This is a genomic window from Pseudomonas sp. Pso3 (assembly GCF_055393275.1).
The window spans coordinates 598,975-615,113 of sequence record NZ_AP043687.1 but is presented as its reverse complement, the minus strand read 5'-3'; the positions used below and the strand labels follow the sequence as shown (position 1 = coordinate 615,113).

The 16,139-nt window shown below is 69.6% G+C and carries 14 protein-coding genes, 1 other RNA gene and 1 riboswitch; of the genes, 3 read left to right on the top strand and 12 right to left on the bottom strand.

What is annotated here, in order from left to right; translation table 11 throughout:
- The first annotated feature begins 228 nt into the window (after positions 1–228).
- Together ACZ5R1_RS02900 and ACZ5R1_RS02895 are read left to right on the top strand one after the other, a co-directional pair.
- The gene (locus ACZ5R1_RS02900) at positions 229–2,382 is read left to right on the top strand and encodes a TonB-dependent siderophore receptor (RefSeq protein ID WP_042137418.1); all 2,154 of its coding nucleotides are present in this window, start codon (positions 229–231) and stop codon (positions 2,380–2,382) included.
- A 61-nt stretch (positions 2,383–2,443) separates the two neighbouring features.
- A non-coding RNA gene (locus ACZ5R1_RS02895) (sX9 sRNA) lies at positions 2,444–2,519 on the top strand.
- A 19-nt stretch (positions 2,520–2,538) separates the two neighbouring features.
- Here the strand turns inward: ACZ5R1_RS02895 and ACZ5R1_RS02890 are convergent.
- The 5 genes from ACZ5R1_RS02890 to ACZ5R1_RS02870 form a co-directional block, all read right to left on the bottom strand.
- On the bottom strand, positions 2,539–3,336 hold the full coding sequence (locus ACZ5R1_RS02890) for an ABC transporter ATP-binding protein (RefSeq protein ID WP_027598796.1): 798 nt from the start codon (positions 3,334–3,336) through the stop codon (positions 2,539–2,541).
- Complete coding sequence (locus tag ACZ5R1_RS02885) at positions 3,333–4,391, bottom strand: FecCD family ABC transporter permease (RefSeq protein ID WP_027598797.1); 1,059 nt, start codon at positions 4,389–4,391, stop codon at positions 3,333–3,335. Before ACZ5R1_RS02885 ends, ACZ5R1_RS02890 begins: the two co-directional genes overlap by 4 nt.
- Positions 4,388–5,410, bottom strand: coding sequence for an ABC transporter substrate-binding protein (locus ACZ5R1_RS02880; RefSeq protein ID WP_464712805.1), 1,023 nt, complete (start codon positions 5,408–5,410; stop codon positions 4,388–4,390). Before ACZ5R1_RS02880 ends, ACZ5R1_RS02885 begins: the two co-directional genes overlap by 4 nt.
- Positions 5,411–5,768: 358 nt before the next feature.
- Positions 5,769–7,145 carry a 4-hydroxybenzoate transporter PcaK gene (gene pcaK, locus ACZ5R1_RS02875; RefSeq protein WP_244898757.1) on the bottom strand — a complete coding sequence of 459 codons (1,377 nt, stop codon included), beginning with the start codon at positions 7,143–7,145 and terminating at the stop codon, positions 5,769–5,771.
- 118 nt (positions 7,146–7,263) lie between these two features.
- Positions 7,264–8,118, bottom strand: a complete 855-nt coding sequence (locus ACZ5R1_RS02870; RefSeq protein ID WP_017642952.1) for an IclR family transcriptional regulator domain-containing protein — start codon at positions 8,116–8,118, stop codon at positions 7,264–7,266.
- Between the two features lie 143 nt (positions 8,119–8,261).
- Between ACZ5R1_RS02870 and ACZ5R1_RS02865 the strand changes: the two genes are divergently transcribed.
- Entirely contained in the window at positions 8,262–8,780 is a 519-nt protein-coding gene (locus ACZ5R1_RS02865; RefSeq protein WP_042137413.1) for an Mpo1 family 2-hydroxy fatty acid dioxygenase, read from the top strand.
- On the opposite strand, the gene ACZ5R1_RS02860 is transcribed toward ACZ5R1_RS02865, so the two are convergent.
- The 7 genes from ACZ5R1_RS02860 to cobG form a co-directional block, all read right to left on the bottom strand.
- Positions 8,765–9,529, bottom strand: coding sequence for an ABC transporter ATP-binding protein (locus ACZ5R1_RS02860; protein WP_027598801.1), 765 nt, complete (start codon positions 9,527–9,529; stop codon positions 8,765–8,767). The genes ACZ5R1_RS02865 and ACZ5R1_RS02860 overlap by 16 nt on opposite strands.
- The gene (locus ACZ5R1_RS02855) at positions 9,526–10,560 is read right to left on the bottom strand and encodes a FecCD family ABC transporter permease (RefSeq protein ID WP_017642949.1); all 1,035 of its coding nucleotides are present in this window, start codon (positions 10,558–10,560) and stop codon (positions 9,526–9,528) included. The genes ACZ5R1_RS02860 and ACZ5R1_RS02855 overlap by 4 nt, the downstream gene beginning before the upstream one ends.
- The gene (locus ACZ5R1_RS02850) at positions 10,557–11,573 is read right to left on the bottom strand and encodes an ABC transporter substrate-binding protein (protein WP_042137411.1); all 1,017 of its coding nucleotides are present in this window, start codon (positions 11,571–11,573) and stop codon (positions 10,557–10,559) included. Before ACZ5R1_RS02850 ends, ACZ5R1_RS02855 begins: the two co-directional genes overlap by 4 nt.
- A 31-nt stretch (positions 11,574–11,604) precedes the next feature.
- Positions 11,605–11,751: riboswitch (cobalamin riboswitch) on the bottom strand.
- A gap of 6 nt (positions 11,752–11,757) precedes the next feature.
- Positions 11,758–13,428 (bottom strand): precorrin-3B C(17)-methyltransferase, encoded by a 1,671-nt coding sequence (cobJ, locus tag ACZ5R1_RS02845; RefSeq protein ID WP_042137409.1) that lies wholly within the window; start codon positions 13,426–13,428, stop codon positions 11,758–11,760.
- Positions 13,416–14,156 carry a precorrin-2 C(20)-methyltransferase gene (locus ACZ5R1_RS02840; RefSeq protein WP_042137407.1) on the bottom strand — a complete coding sequence of 247 codons (741 nt, stop codon included), beginning with the start codon at positions 14,154–14,156 and terminating at the stop codon, positions 13,416–13,418. Before ACZ5R1_RS02840 ends, cobJ begins: the two co-directional genes overlap by 13 nt.
- The gene (locus ACZ5R1_RS02835; RefSeq protein ID WP_017642945.1) at positions 14,156–14,782 is read right to left on the bottom strand and encodes a precorrin-8X methylmutase; all 627 of its coding nucleotides are present in this window, start codon (positions 14,780–14,782) and stop codon (positions 14,156–14,158) included. Before ACZ5R1_RS02835 ends, ACZ5R1_RS02840 begins: the two co-directional genes overlap by 1 nt.
- Complete coding sequence (gene cobG, locus ACZ5R1_RS02830) at positions 14,775–16,061, bottom strand: precorrin-3B synthase (RefSeq protein WP_081875236.1); 1,287 nt, start codon at positions 16,059–16,061, stop codon at positions 14,775–14,777. The genes ACZ5R1_RS02835 and cobG overlap by 8 nt, the downstream gene beginning before the upstream one ends.
- Positions 16,062–16,139 lie beyond the last annotated feature (78 nt).

Here is a 16,139-nt window from a genome sequence, read left to right as displayed (position 1 = left end):
GCGGTCACGACGGCAAAGGAGCGGCATGCTACGGCAAAAGCGCCGGCCCCGCCTCCCGCGGCGAGTGCGGTAGACGTCTGCCGGCGCCTCGGCGCGGACACCCGGGCCGGACGTCGCCAGCGAACCGACCAGCCCGATGAAAATATGTCTCAGGCGGTAACGACTCGCAGTTGTATCCACTTTGTAACCCGCTCTAGAATCCGCCTCCCCAACCCCAGGACGATAACAATGCGCCGGCTGGTCCCTGCTCTCTATCTGCTGCCCCTCTGTGCCCTCCCCCTCGCCGGTCATGCCCAGGAGCAGACGGAAGACTCGCCCCAGGCGCTGTCCGATCTCACCATCGTCGGCGCGGCCGAATCGCCCACCGGTCCGGTACAGGGCTACAAGGCAGAGCGTTCCAGCAGTGCGACCCGCACCGACACCCCGCTGCACGAGACGCCCCAGTCGGTGAGCGTGGTCTCCCGCGAGGCCCTCGACGACCTCTCCGCCACCCGCCTGCAGCAGGCGCTGGACCAGGCCGGCGGCGTCGGCCGTGGCAACAACTTCGGCGGTCAGGGCCTGACCAGCTACACGGTGCGCGGCTTCACCAGCTCCGAATATTTCCGCAACGGCTTCCCCATGAATCGCGGCTATCCCAGCGCGCCGGATGCCGCCACCCTGGAGCGGGTCGAGGTCCTGCGCGGCCCGGCGGCGACCCTCTATGGCCGCAGCGATCCGGGCGGCACCTTCAACGTGGTCACCAAGCAGCCGCTGGGCGAGCGCAAGACCACCCTCGGCAGCCAGTTCACCGACCAGGGCCTACGGCGCGGCACCCTGGACACCACCGGCCCGGTGGATGAAGACGGCCGCCTGGCCTATCGCCTCAACCTGATCGCCGAAGGCGGCGACAGCTTCCGCGACGATGTCGAGCACGAGCGCTACGAAGTGGCCCCGGTGCTGAGCTGGCAGGCCACCGACGCCACCCTCATCACCTTCGAGGCCGACATCATCCGCAGCAACGCCCCGCTGGATCGCGGCCGCACCAACTACCTGACCCAGCGCGCCGAAGCCAGTCGCTCCACCAATGCCTGGGAAAAGGGCACCACCAACCTGCTGCACAGCGACAGCGAGGCCTATCAGCTGCGCTTCGAGCACCAGTTGAACGACGCCTGGACCCTGGCCGGCGGCTTCCAGTACCTCGACGGCAGCCTCAAGGGCAATGCCGTGGAAGCCAATGGCGTGCAGGCCGACGGCGTGACCCTGGGTCGCAACTTCAACTACCGCAAGCTGGAATGGAGCGATCGCGACCTGCAGCTGAACCTGACCGGTCGCTTCGACACCTTTGGCCTCGGCCACACCCTGATCACCGGGATCGAGGTGGAAGACTATGACTACCGCTCCATCATCCAGCGCTCCCCCGGCGGCGCCAACGTCTATCCGGTCAATCTGGTCGATCCGGTCCTGGGTCAGCCGCGCCCCGCCCTGACCCGCGTTGCCACCCACGACCATGAGACGCTCAAGACCTGGGCCGCCTTTGTGCAGGACCAGATCGCCCTCACCGAGCGCCTCAAGGTGCTGGGTGGCGTGCGCCTGGAGCGCTTCGAGCACGACTACGATAACAAGATGCCACCCCAGGTCCTCGCTAACGGACGGATTGTCACCGGTGACTGGAGCAAGGACTCGAACGCCGTCACCCCGCGCCTGGGCGTCAGTTATGACCTCACCCCGGAACTGGCCCTCTACGCCAGCGCCTCCAAGTCGTTCAAGCCCAACACCGGCGCGGCGCGCCTGGGCGGCGGTTTCGACCCCGAGGAAGGCAAGGCCTACGAGGTGGGCATGAAGTGGGCGGCGCTGGACGGCCGCCTCAGCGTCGACACGGCGATCTTCCATACGGTCAAGGAAAACGTCCTGACCCCGGATCCGGTCGAACCCACCTTCAACGTCGCTACCGGCGAGGTACGCAGCCGCGGCCTCGAAGTCAACGTGACTGGCGACCTGACGCCCAACTGGCGCATCCTCGGCGGCTACGCCTTCACCGATGCCGAGGTCACCAAGGACAACACCCTGGCCCGCGGCACGCGCCTGACCAACATCCCGCGCAATGCCGTCAACCTGCTCAACGTCTACGAATTCCACGACGGCGTGCTACGCGGCCTGGGGCTGGGCGCCAACCTCAAGTACGTGGGCGAACGCGAAGGCCAGAAGACCGCTGTCAGCGACTACACGATGGACAGCTACACGGTCACCGACCTGCTGAGCTTCTACAAGGTCGACGAGCACCTGCGGCTGAACCTGGACGTGCGCAACGTCTTCAACAAGGGCTACGACGAGAGCTCCTGGAACGCCTACAGCTATCCGGGCGAGCCGCGTACGGTGCAGGCCGGTTTCACCTACACCTTCTAAAAGCACCCAACAAAACTACTGCGCGTCCGCCAGGCGGGCGCGTGCAGTGCTCGGAGTCCTCATGTACTGCTTGTACACTGCGGCTCCTGCGCGCCGCGCGCACCCGCCTGACAGCCGCTCGCTACGTTTTGTTAGCCGCTTTATGGCTCTCTAGAGTCAGGCCTCGCTGAAGGCCTGACCGGTCAGCGGCTGCACCACCGGGCGGCCCTGGCGGTCGTGGAGGATGTCCACCGCCACGCCGTAGGTGGCTTCCAGCAGGTCGGCGGTGACGATGGCGGCGGGTCGGCCGGCGGCCAGCAGGCCACCGTTGACCAGCACCAGCAGCGAATCGGCGTACTGGCAGGCCAGGTTGAGGTCGTGCAGCACCACCACGGTCACCCGCTGGTGCAGGCGGGTCTCGTGGCGCACGCGATCGAGCAGGTTGATCTGGTGCCGCAGATCCAGGGCGCTGACCGGTTCGTCCAGCAGCATCACCTCGGGTTCGCGCATCAGCACCTGGGCAAAGAACACCAGTTGCCGCTGACCGCCACTCAGGGCGCCCAGCTGGCGCGAGGCCAGATGGCCGATGCCCACCTCGTCGAGCTTGCCCAACGCGCGTTCCAGCAGCTCATCGTCCAGGTGCAGGGTCAGCCGTTCCAGGCTGCCCATGGCCACCGTCTCCAGCACCGACAGCGCCGCCTCGGCATGGGAATCCTGGGGCATGTAGGCCACGCCCTGGCGCCAGCCGTCCCGCTGACCACGCAGCGAAGCCCCCGCCACCAGCCGCCTGGCGCCGCGCTCGATCCGGCCGGCCGCCAGCGGCAGGTCACCGGCCAGGGCGCGCAGCAGGGTGGTCTTGCCGGTGCCGTTGGGGCCGAGGATCACATGCACCTGCCCCGCGTGCAGCTCGGTGCAGAGTCCGGAGATGACGGTACGATCACCGCGCTTCAGCGCGAGGTCCTGGAGGCGGATCATGGGCTGGACCTGCGGGGGGCGAAGATGAGCCAGAGCAGAAAGGGCACCCCGACGATGGCGGTGACGATGCCCACCGGAAACAGCGCCCCGGGCAGGATCGACTTGGACAGCACCGAGGCGAAGGACAGCATCAGGGCGCCGCAGATCGCCGACAGTGGCAGCAGGAAGCGCTGATCCTCGCCCACCTGCCAGCGGGCGATATGGGGCGCGACCAGGCCGACGAAGCCGATCACCCCGACGAAGCTGGTGGCCGTGGCGGTCATCACCGCCACCAGGATCAGCACCTTGAGGCGCAGCCGGCGGATATTTACGCCGAGGCTCTCGGCCCGTGCCTCGCCCAGCCGCAGGGCAGCCAGCTTCCAGGCATCGCGCAGGAGCAGGAGGCAGCACAGCAGGGTCACCCCGGCGACGATGGCCAGGGTGGTCCAGGTGGCGCGACCGAGGCTGCCAAACAGCCAGAAGAGGATCTGCTGCGACAGCTCCGGCGAGGAGAGGAATTGCACCAGGGACAGCAGCGACTGGAAGAGGAACAGCAGGGCGATGCCGCCGAGGATGATGGTGTCGCTGCCGGTGCGCTTGAGCGAGGCCAGGGCGAAGAGAAACAGCGCCGCCAGCATGGCGAAGGCGAAGGCGCCCAGCGGCACCCCGATCAGCGCGCCCAGGCCGAAGCTGCCCAGCGCCAGGCTGAGGGCGGCGCCGCAGCCGGCGGCGGCGGCCATGCCCAGGGTGTAGGGACTGGCCATGGGGTTGTTGAGCAGCGTCTGCATCTGCGCCCCGCCCGCACCGAGGGCGGCGCCCACCGCCAGGGCCATCAGCGCCACCGGCAGGCGCAGGTCGCGGACGATGGCGTCGGTCATCGGCTGCCGCTCGCCGAGCCCGGTCAGCGACTTGAGCACTTCCAGCGGCGAGAGCAGCGACGGCCCGGTGGCGATGTCCAGCACCAGACCCGCCAGGGTCAGCAGCAGAAACACCCCGCAGGCCCGCCAGCGGCGGCGCTCACGGGCGCGTTGCTCGGCGATGGCGTTGCCGTGGCTGGCGTTCGCGGCCTCGCTCATGGCGTCAGGCCTATGGCAAAGGTGCCCTCGGGCTGGATCGGCATGTAGCGGCGGTAGTACTCGCGGTAGTTGGCCATCGGATCCACGTCCTGGAACAGATCCGGATAGAGCTGCTTGGCGATGAATTGCAGCATGGCGAAGTCTTCCAGGCTGCGCGAGGCGCCTTGGTAGACGCCATAGAGACGCCCGTCGCGGATCGCCGGCAGATTGGCCCAGCCCGGTCGCTGCATGAAGGCGCGCAGGTGGCTGCGGGCGTCGTCGGCGGTGACCCCGGGGCCCATGGGCAAGGCGGAGGGATTGCTGTTGTCCTCGCGCCCGGAGATGAAGATGACCTCCGGCTGGGCCAGGAGCACCTGCTCCGGATTCATCACCCCCCACCACTGGATGAAGGGCGCGGCGATGTTGTCGCCACCGGCCAGGGTAACCATGGCGCCCCACATGTTGCGGCCATAGGTGAAGGAGTATTCGGCCGGACCCTTGTTGCCGAACTCGGCATAGACCCGTGGTTTCGGGCGATGAGCCGCCGCGATGCGGGTCTGGATGTCCTGCACCACCTTGGCATAGAAGTCGGCCAGCTCGGTGGCGCGCGCCTCCTGGCCGGTGATCACCCCGAGCAGGCGGGTGGACGCCAGGTGGCGCTCCAGGGTCTGGGCGTTGTAGTCGATCGCCACCACCGGGATGCCGAGCTGTTCCAGGCGCTTGACCTCGCTCTCCAGCGCCTGGAATTGCCAGGCGGCCAGGACCACCAGATCCGGCTTGAGGGCGAGCACCTTTTCCACGGAGAAGCTGTTGTTTTCCGTCTCGCCCACATCGGGAAGGCTGGCCAGGGAAGGTCGGTGAGCGACATTGAGCGCCCAGTTGGCCGGCACCTTGCGCTCCCAGGCCCCACGGGAGACACCGACCACGGCGTCGAAGGCCTGCTCGCCACCGACCGCCAGGTAGTCGCCATAGTGGAAGCCCAGCACCACCCGCTTGGCCGGCGCCTCGATGGTCAACGTGCGCCCGAGGACGTCGGTCACCTGCCGGGTCTCGGCAAAGGCCGGTGCAATCAGAAAGCAAGCGATAAGCGTTACCAGCCGGACAGCCCACTGCCCGCTGCGAGCGAAACCTTTCATGGAACCCCTTGGACGTCTGCACCCGCTCTAGACGGGTGACTGCGGCGCATGCAAAGGGTGCAACTTTACGCGGTGGCAGCGCCTGCGCCTAGCGCCCGCCACGCTCCCAGAGCCCGCTTATAATCTCGCGAGCTAGAGCTAAACAAGGCGAAGGCCCTAGGAAACGGAGTTAGCCACGGTAAATGAGCATTCCGACCGGGCTGGCGACCCAGGGCCTTTTCAACGCAGTTTGGCCGACGCGCAGCAGATTAGGAGCGGGCTCTCAGGTCGCGTCGGCGTGACTGACCACCCCCTTGATCAGCACCGCCAAGGCCGCGAGACCCGCCGGCAGGAGCAGCGCGGTGAGCACCTGGGTGAAGGTCCAGCCCAGGCCCAGCAGGGTCGCGCCCATCCAGGCGCCGGTGATGGCGCCGAAGCGGCCGATGCCGAGCATCCAAGACACCCCGGTGGCGCGGCCGTGGGTCGGGTAGTAACGCGCCGCCAGCGAGGGCATGGCCGACTGGGCGCCGTTGATGCACATGCCGGCCACCAGTACTAGGGTGGCGACCAGGGCGACCTGGCCCAGGCTCTGGCCGACGCAATAGGCGAAGACGCCGGCCAGGACATAGAACAGGCCGATCACCTTGTGCGGGTTGAATCTGTCCATGGCCCAGCCGACGAACACCGCGCTGAGCACCCCGCCGAACTGGAACAGCGCGCCGATCAGGGCGGCCTGCTCCAGGCTGGCGCCGGCGTCGCGCATCAGCGTCGGCAGCCAGCTGGTGAGCAGGTAGACGATCACCAGGCCCATGAAATAGGTCAGCCACAGCAGCAGGGTGCCGGCGCTGTAGCTGCGGTTGAAGATCACCGCGAAGACGTTGCCGGTCTTGACCGACTTCTGCTCGGGCACCACGAAGTGCCGCGCCTCGGCGGCTTCGCGACCGATGGGCGCCAGCACCCGGCGGATGCGCTCGGCGCTCTTGCCGTGCACCACCAGATAACGCGCCGATTCCGGCAGCCAGAGCAGCAGCACCACGGCCAGCGCCAGGGGCAGCACGCCGCCCAGCACCAGCAGGCTGTGCCAGCCATAGGCCGGGATCATCCAGGCCGAGACGAAGCCGCCGCCGGCCATGCCCAGGTTGAAGCCGCAGAACATGCTGGTCACCAGCAGCGACTTGAGGCGCTCGGGGGTGTATTCCGAGAGCAGCGTGGTGGCGTTGGGCATGGCGGCGCCCAGGCCCAGCCCGGTGAGGAATCTCAGGATCACCAGCTGTTCGAGGTTGCTGCTGAAGGCCGACAGCAGGCTGAAGCCGCCAAAGATGAAGGTGGCGACCACCAGCACGCCCTTGCGACCGAAGCGATCGGCCAGCGGCCCGGAACCCAGGGCGCCAAAGACCATGCCGCCCAGCGCGGCGCTCATCACCGGCCCCAGGCTGGCCCGCGGGATGCCCCATTCCACCGACAGCGCCGGGGCGATGAAGCCCATGGCCGCGGTGTCGAGGCCGTCGAGAAAGACGATGAGAAAGCACAGGGCGACGATGCGCCACTGGTAGGCGGACAGCGCCTGGCGATTGATGAACTGCTGGACGTCCAGGGTGCCGGCTGTCGCCGTGGCCGAGGAATCGGCCAGGGGCACGGCGCCCGCGAGGGTGTGCGTCATGGTGGTCTGCTCGTGTTGTTGTTATCGGCGTGTTGCGCCACTGCGCCGACGTTAAGTCCAACCCCAGACAGCTGACAATTCGATTATCGGCGACATGGCCGATAATCGACCGGATTCGCTAGTGAAACAACCGGGTGCTCAATTCCTGGCTGGCCGCCAGGAGCACCGGCAGGAAGCGCGTCTCCAGCTCCTGGCGACTGACCCGACTGGCGTGGGTGCCGACATTGAGCGACGCCAGCACCTGGCCGGCGGCGTCTCTCAGGGGCACCGCCAGGGATCTCAGCCCCACTTCCAGCTCCTGGTCGACGATGACGTACCCCTGCTGGCGCACCTGGCCCAGGCACTCGATGAGCGCCGGCGGCTGATAGAGGGTACGGCTGGTCTTGGCCTGGAGGTCGGCGTGTTCCAAGTAGTCGTGCAGGGCGGCATCGTCCAGGGCGGCGAGCAGGATGCGGCCCATGGAGGTGCAATAGGCCGGCAGCCGGCTGCCGACGCTGAGGTCCACCGAGATCAGTCGCTGCGGCGTGGCCGAGCGGGCGATGTAGAGGATCTCGTCGCCTTCCAGGGTGGCCATGGAGCAGGCTTCGTGCAGTTGTTCGCTCAGGCGATCGAGCACCGGCTGGGCGGTGACCGCCAGCGGCGTCGACGACAGATAGGCGTGCCCCAGGGTCAGCACCTTGGGCAGCAGCGAATAGGTGCGCCCGTCGGTGGTGACGTAGCCCAGCTTCATCAGGGTGTGCAGGCAGCGACGCACCGCGGCGCGAGGGATCTCGGTGCGATGGCTGATCTGGGCGATGGTCAGCTGGCGCTTGCGCTCCTGGAAGGCGTGGATGACCGCCAGGCCGCGGGCCAGGGAGGTCATGAAATTTGGGTCGCCGGTGAAGGCTTCGATGCGCTTGGCCGGCGAGGCGATGATGGGCGGCGCAGCCAGTGGCGGCAGGCCGGTGGCGTGAGCGGTGCGGTTATCGTCCATCGACCCTATCCTCGGCAGGCTTTTGATCGATTATCGAGCGAGGGGGCGATTATCGCAATCGCATTTCTGCCGACACCCGCAGACGCGCAGGGGCCTCCAGGTGCATGCTGAGGCTTCCCGCCCAGTCGCCTGGATGCCTGTCGATGAAGACCCTGGAAGATCATCTCAGCCAGTACGCGAGCTACCACCGCGATCCGCGCAATATCGCCAGCCACTTCCCCGGCATCCTGCTGATCGTGCTGGCGGTGGCCATCCTGCTGTCGCGACCGGTCTTCAGCCTGGCCGGCTGGCCGCTGTCACCCGCGGTGCTGGTGGCCGGTACGGTGGCGCTCTTCTATCTGCGCCTGGATCGGCCGTTGGGGCTGCTGATGAGCGTCCTGCTCGCGCTCGCCCTCTGGCTAGGTGCCGCGCTGGCGGCCCAGACCACCGGCGTCTGGCTGGCCTGGGGGCTGGGTCTGTTCCTGATCGGCTGGGCCATCCAGTTCGTCGGCCACCACTACGAGGGGCGCAAGCCGGCCTTTCTCGACGACCTGGCCGGCCTGGCCATCGGCCCGCTGTTCATCGCCACCGAAGCCGTCTTCTGGCTGGGCGGCCGCCAGCAGCTCAGGCAGGCGATCGAAGAACGGGCCGGCCCGGTGCGGCGCCGTCAGCCCAGTCGATAGCGGATCGACGGCCGACCGTCGGGACCGTCCAGCGTCACCTGCGCCCTCACCCCCCAGACCTGCTGGATCAGCGCGGCCGTCAGCACCTCGCCGGGGGCGCCTTCGGCGACCAGACGGCCGTCGCGCAGCACCGCCAGGCGATCGCAGAACAGCGCGGCCAGGTTGAGATCGTGGATGGCCAGCACGCAGGTCGCCGGCAGGCGGCGGACCAGGTCGAGGATCTCGAGCTGGTGCTGGATATCGAGGTGGTTGGTGGGTTCGTCCAACAGCAGTTCGCTGGGCTCCTGGGCCAGGGCGCGGGCGATCTGGGCGCGCTGGCGCTCGCCGCCGGAGAGGCTGTGCCAGCGCCGTGCCGCCTTGTCGACCAGGCCGACCTGGGCCAGGGCGCGCTGGCAAACCTCGGCGTCGCGCGCGCTCCAGGCATCGAGCAGGCCGCGATGGGGCGTGCGCCCCAGGCGCACCACCTCGGCCACCGAGAGATCGGCTTCGGTACCGGCCTGCTGCTCCACCAGGGCGACCCGGCGCGCCAGGTCGCGCCGGCGCAACTCGGCCAGCGGCGTCCCGTCGAGACTGACCCTACCCTCCTCCGGCCGCCGCAGCCCGGCCAGCAGCCGCAGCAGACTGGACTTGCCCGAGCCATTGGGGCCGAGCAGTCCGAGCACCCCGCCCGGCGGCACCGCGAGGGTTACCCCGGCGAGGATTGGCTGCCCGCCGGCGCTCCAGGCCACGTCGCGCGCAGCGAGGCTCATCGGACCTCCCGTGCGCGATAGAGGATGAAGGCAAAGGCCGGGGCGCCCACCAGGGCGGTGACCACGCCAATGGGCAGGGTCTGCTTGGCCACCAGGGTGCGGGCGACGATGTCGGCCAGCACCATGAACAGCGCGCCGATCAGGGCGCAGGTGGGCAGCAGCCGGCCATGCCCCGGACCCACCAGGAAACGCGCCACATGGGGGATCACCAGGCCGACGAAGCCCACCGCGCCCACCAGGCTGACCAGGCAGGCGGTGATCAGGCCGGTGACGGCCAGCAGCAGCAGGCGCAGCGGTCCCACCGCCACCCCGAGGCTGGCAGCGGCGTCTTCGCCAAAGGCGAAGGCGTCCAGCGCCCGGGCGCAGGCCAGGCACACCAGCAGCCCGGCGAGCACCACCCCGGCGGCCAGCCAGACATCCGGCCAGCGCACCCCGGCCAGGCTGCCGAGCAGCCAGAACATCACGCTGCGCGCCTGCTCGGCATTGGCCGCGGTGGCGACGATATAGGCGGTCAGAGCATTGAACAGCTGGGAAGCCGCCACCCCGGCGAGGATGATGCGGGTACTGCCGCCGCTGCCGAGAAAGGGCAGCACCACGGCGAAGGCCAGCACCGCGCCGAGAAAGGCACCCAGGGACACGCCGAGCACCCCGCCACCGACGCCCAGCAGCATCACCAGCACCGCGCCGGTGGAGGCGCCGGCCGATAGGCCGAGCACATAGGGCTCGGCCAGGGCGTTGCGCAGCAGCGCCTGAAGGATGGCGCCGGAGACCGCCAGGCCCGCACCGCAGCAGGCGGCCACCAGGGCGCGACTGAGGCGGTATTCCCAGACGATGCCCTGGACGATGCGCTCCACCGGATAGGGCCCCAGGCCGAGGCCGTTGGCGATGGCCTGCAGACTGGTCAGGGGCGCGATGGGCATCTCGCCGAAGGACGCCGCCAGCACCACGCTCGCCGCCAGCGCCAGCACCGCGGCCAGGCCCAGCAGCCAGCGCCAGGGCCGGGCGCCTTCGGCCGCGAGGGGCAGACTCATGGTTGCGGCTTGGCCAGGTCGGCGGCCAGGGTCTCGACGCTGTCCACCACCCGCAGCGAGGGATTGAGGGTCGGGGCATCCACCACCAGCAGATGATTCTCGCGTACCGCGCGCAATTCGCGGGTCAGGGGATCGCTGCGCAGGAAGGCCAGCTTCTTGTCCACGTCATCGGCCGGGTAGAGACGCCGGTCCATGCGCGCCACGACGATATAGTCAGGGTCCAGGCTGGCGATGCGCTCCCAGCTCACCGCCGGCCATTCCTCGGCGCTGTCGACCACGTTGCGCAGCCCCAGGGCCCGGGCGATCCAGGCCGGCGCACCGAGGTTGCCGGCGACCCAGGGATCCCCTTCCAGCCGCGGACTGGAAAACCAGAACAGCACCGAGCGGCCCTGCACCCCGGCGGCTTTGGCCTGCTCGCCCGCGACGGCGATACGGCGGTCCAGGTCGGCGACCAGACGCTCGCCGGCCGGCTGCACATCGAGGATGGCCGCCAGCTCGCGGGCTTCGCGGGTCACCAGCTGCATGTCGAAGGGCGCGCTGCGGCTGCCATCGCTGTTGGAATCGGCGGTCACCGCCTTGCCCTCGCAATCGCTGGGCGCCACATAGGCGGCGATGCCCAGCTTGGCGAAGCGCGGGAAGTCCGCCACCTCGCCACCGGGGCCGACGTGATAGGTGTACTGGGCCGCCACCAGGTCCGGCCGGGTGCCGACCACGGCCTCGAAGCTGGGGGCGTTGTCGGCCAGCCGCGGAATGCCCTTGCCCGCCGCCTGCAGGTCCGCGGGCAAGCCGCCGAACCAGACGCCGGTGCCCACCAGCCGCGCGCCCACGCCCAGGCGCAAGAGCAACTCGGTGCTGGCCTGACCGAGGCTGACCAGCCGCTGGGGCGCGCGCTCGAAGACCAGCTCACGACCGCAGTTGTGCACGGTCAGCGGATAGGCGGTGGCCGCCTGGGTGGTGAGAGAGGCAACGGACAACAGGCCGGCGGCGAGCAGCGGCAGAAGACGGCGAAACATGGACTCTCCTTGGGATGACGCGTCCCTTGTGGATGTTGGGTAGCCCCTGGCAAGGTCTGGCTCGCTTCTCGCGAAGCTCACAGTGGCGCGACCGCACCGGAGTTGCACCGGCTTCCCGCCAGGGAACAGGAAGGTCGCCGAGGGTGAGCCAGCGGCGACCAGGATTCAAGCACTAAATGTTACTTTATAACAATTCCGGATCGTACCAGCGTGGCGTATAGACCCACTCGCCGCCATCGGCCCGCGGGAAACGCCGGGTATGGCTGGAGCCGAGGATCACCAGGGTGCGTGAATCCACCATGTCGCTGCGCAGCGCGCCGAGGCTGGTGTATTCGAGACCGCCACCGGGACGCCCGACGTCGCGGCCGAGGATCACCGGGGTGTTCGCCGGACGGCAGCTGCGCAGGACGTCCAGCGCCCGCTCCAGCTGATGCGGCCGGGCCTTGGAGATGGGGTTGTAGAAGGCCATGGCCAGGTCCGCCGCGGCGGCCTGGCGCAGGCGCTGCTCGATCACCGCCCAGGGCTTGAGGTTGTCGGACAGGGAGATCAGGCAGAAGTCGTGGCCCAGGGGCGCGCCGGCCAGGGCGGCGCTGGCCATGGCCGCGGTGATGCCCGGGAGGATCTCCAGCTCCACCGCCGCCCAGCGCGGATCGTCGGCGCCTTCCAGCACCTCGAGCACCGCGGCGGCCATGGCGAAGACGCCCGGATCGCCGGACGACACCATGACCACCTGGCGACCGCTGGCGGCCAGTTCGAAGGCGTGGCGGGCGCGCTGCAATTCTTCGCGGTTGTCGCTGGCATGGGCCAACTGATCCGGGCGCAAGGGACCGGCCATCTGCACGTAGGTGGCGTAGCCGAGCACGTCCTGGGCCTGGTCCAGGGCGCGGCGCACCACCGGTGCCATGAGCTCCGCCGCGCCGGGGCCGAGACCCACCACGCTGAGGCGCCCACGGCGCTGGCCGAGGTCATCGGCGTCCAGCGGCCGGTCATGCAGGTGCAGGGCGAGACCCTGGGCCTGGGCCCGCGCCACCGACGCCCGGGCGAAGTCCGGGGTGCGGGCGTCGACGAATCTCAGGGGTACGGCCAGCGTCTGGCTCAGCTCGGCGAGGCCGGGCGCGGCCATGTCTTCCGCCCGCGCCAGCAGCAGCGCCACGGCGCCCGGCGCATAGCCGGCGCTGGCGAGCAGCGCGGTGACGGCGGCGGCGGTGGCATCGGCGCGTGCCGCCACCAGCACGGCGCGGGGATGGATCAGCAGGGTGTGATCGTCAGCGCTGGCCAGTGGCGAGACCAGGATACGCTGCCGCGCCGCGGGATCGCGGGCCAGGGGCACCTCATCCAGCCAGGGCGCCTCGCCCTCGATGCGTACCGGGGCGCCGGCCAGCAGATCGGCCACCCGATGCTTGGCCACGTCGACATCGGCCAGGGCATAGCCGGCCGGCGGATCGAGCAGGCAGGTGCCGAATCTCAGTTCGCCACTGGTGGTGATGGCCGGGGCCACGTTCAGCAGCGTACCGAGCTGACGGGCCAGGCGATTGGCGCCGGCCAGGCCGCCCAGCAGCGGCACCACGGCGCTGCCGTCTTCGGCCACGGCCAGCACCGGCGGCTCGGCGGTCTTGTCGTCCAGCAAGGACGCCAGGCTGCGGATGACGATGCCGGCGGCGCAGAGCACCAGCAGCGGCCGCTGCTGCCGATAGAGCTCGCGCAGGTGATCGCCGAAGGCGCTGTAGCTGACGTCGCCCTCGACCCGCCCGGCCAGGCCGTGCACCAGGCTGCCCGGCAGGCCGGCCTGCAAGCGGCGGGCGGTGGCCAGGGCGCCGGGACCGAGGATGACGATGGCCGGGCTCAACCCTTCCATTTCACCCCCGGCACCACCACCAGCGAGAAATACGGCGAGGCCATGGGGTCGACGGCGTCCAGCGCGACGATGCGCTGATTGTCCATGGTGGCGCGCTCGATGTAGCGGGCGCGGTCGTCCAGACCCAGCTCACGCAGCACCTGGCGCACCTTCTCGAAATTGCGGCCGAGCTTCATCACCACGGCGGCGTCGGCGCTGGCCAGGCGCGCCTTGAGCTCTTCCGCGGAGAGCACCCCGGAGAGCACCGTGAGGGTCTGGTTGCGATAGACCAGCGGCAGGCCGAGCATGGCCACGCCGCCGAGCATGGAGCAGACCCCCGGCACCACCTGGGCCTCGTAGCGCTCGGCCAGGCGGTCGTGCAGGTACATGTAGGAACCGTAGAAGAAGGGATCGCCCTCGCAGATCACCGCCACGTCGCGGCCGGCGTCCAGATGGTCGGCCACCTGGGCGGCGGCGGTGTCGTAGAAGTCGGCGATCACCGTCTCGTAGGACAGCGGCGGCGCCAGCTTCTCGGTGGTCACCGGATAGACCAGCGGCAGGCGCTGCTGGCCGTCCAGCAGATAGCCCTCGATGACGCCATAGGCATTGCCGCCCTGGCCCGCGTTGGCCTTGGCCTTGGCGACGAAATAGGCCACCACCGGCGCGCCCTGCAGCAGGCGCAGCGCCTTGAGGGTGATGAGTTCCGGATCGCCGGGGCCGACGCCCAGGCCGAGCAGGCGGCCCGCCATCACTCCACCTCCGTGGCCAGGGCGTTGACCGCCGCGGCGGCCATGGCACTGCCGCCCCGCCGACCGCGGACGATGACATAGGGCACGCCGCGGCTGTCGGCGGCCAGGGCGTCCTTGGACTCCATCGCCCCGACGAAGCCCACCGGCATGCCGAGGATCAGCGCCGGCCTGGGCGCCCCGGCGTCGAGCATTTCCAGCAGATAGAACAGCGCGGTGGGGGCATTGCCGATCACCACCACGCTGCCGGCCAGATGCGGCCGCCAGCGCTCCAGGGCCACCGCCGAGCGGGTGTTGCCCTGGGCCACGGCCAGCTCGCGGATGCCCTCGTCGTGCAGGGTGCAGATCACCTGATTGTTGGCCGGCAAGCGGGTACGGGTGACGCCCTCGGCGACCATGCGTGCATCACAGAGGATGGGCGCGCCGGCCGCCAGGGCCGCGCGACCGGCCGCCCCGGCGCCCGGGGAAAAGGCCAGGTCCTGGACCACGTCGACCATGCCGCAGGCATGGATCACCCGCACGGCGAGCTTTTCCAGGTCGGCGGGGATGGCCGAGAGATCGGCCTCGGCGCGGATGGTGGCGAAGGATTGGCGATAGATCGCCTGGCCGTCGCGTTCGTATTCAAGCATCACTGGGACTCCGGGCCAGCCAGGCGGCGGCCTCGTCGAGGGACAAATGGGTGGCGCGCCGCCGGCCCGGACCGGGCTGGGTGGCGTCGCGCACGAAGAGGTCATAGCGACCGGGGGCCATCGCCAGCAGGGTGTGGGGTGCCTGTCCGGCCAGGGCGCAGCTGCGCGGGCAACCGGAGAGGTGCACCTCGACGCCGGCCGGCAGCCGCTCGGCCAGGCGCAGGGCATCGCCCTTGGTGTCGGCCTGGCCCTTGGCGCAGCCCTGGCTGCCGGTACAGGCGACCAGCCGGGCCAGGGGCGCGGCGGGATCGGTGATCAGCTCCAGGGTGGCCAGAGCGGCGAGCAGCTTGGCGGCCTGGTCGACCGGTACATCGGGCAGCAGCAGGCCCTGCCAGGGGGTGAGGTGCAGGTCGCCATTGCCGTGGTGCTCGGCCAAATCGGCGACGGTGGCCAGGCTTTTCGCAGGCAGTCGCCCCAGGGCGGGCTGGGCGCCGACCCAAAACAGGCCGGATTGCCGCTGAGGATGGCTACCGAGGCGTCCTGCGATTTCCGCTGGCGCACGTGGGTGGCTCTTAGTCGGCAGCAGACCAAGACCGGCCAGCAGCTCCTCGACCGGCCGTTGCGCAAGCAGCTGTCTCATGCGGCTCTGTTCAGGGTCAGCCAGGTCAAGGAAGCGATGCAGCAGGGTCGCCACCGTGGCCACCTCGCGTCCCGCGGGGATCAGGCCCAGGGGCGCATCCGCTGGGGTGCCAGCCAGCCCAAGGACATAGCCCTCGGCGCGCGCCGACAGCCAGACATCATGGGGATGGTCGAGCCGGGCCAGGGCTTCGCCACCGTCCAGTTGCAGGGCAAACTTGGCCGACAGCCCATGCAGGCGGCGGTCGCCTTCCAGCAGGGCGAGCAATTCGGCGGCCAGGGGACGAACGTCGCGCAGCTGCTGCGGATCCCGGCCGGCAGACGGGCTGAGCAGCAGATTGCGCACGTCATCGGCGGCGGGATCGGCCGGCCCCAGACCGGCGGCCTGCAGCTCGGCCACCAGGGCAGCGGCACCGTCCGCGCGTACACCACGCAATTGCAGGTTGGCTCTGTTGGTCAGCTCCAGAACCCCGCTCGCCCAGCGCGCGCTGGCGGCGGCGATGGCCCGCGCCTGGGCTGCCGTCAGCCGGCCCCCCGGCAACTTCACCCGGCACAGGCCGCCATCGCGCGCGGGCACGATGCGCAGCAGCCCCGGACAGGCCGAAGGCCGCGGGACGAGGGCGGAAGGAGACGGAGGATTCACGGCGGAAGGTCGGGCTGAACGGGGAAAGACGTTATTATGCCCGCTTTGCCCGACCCCTTGAAAACGCCCGGTCGGCTG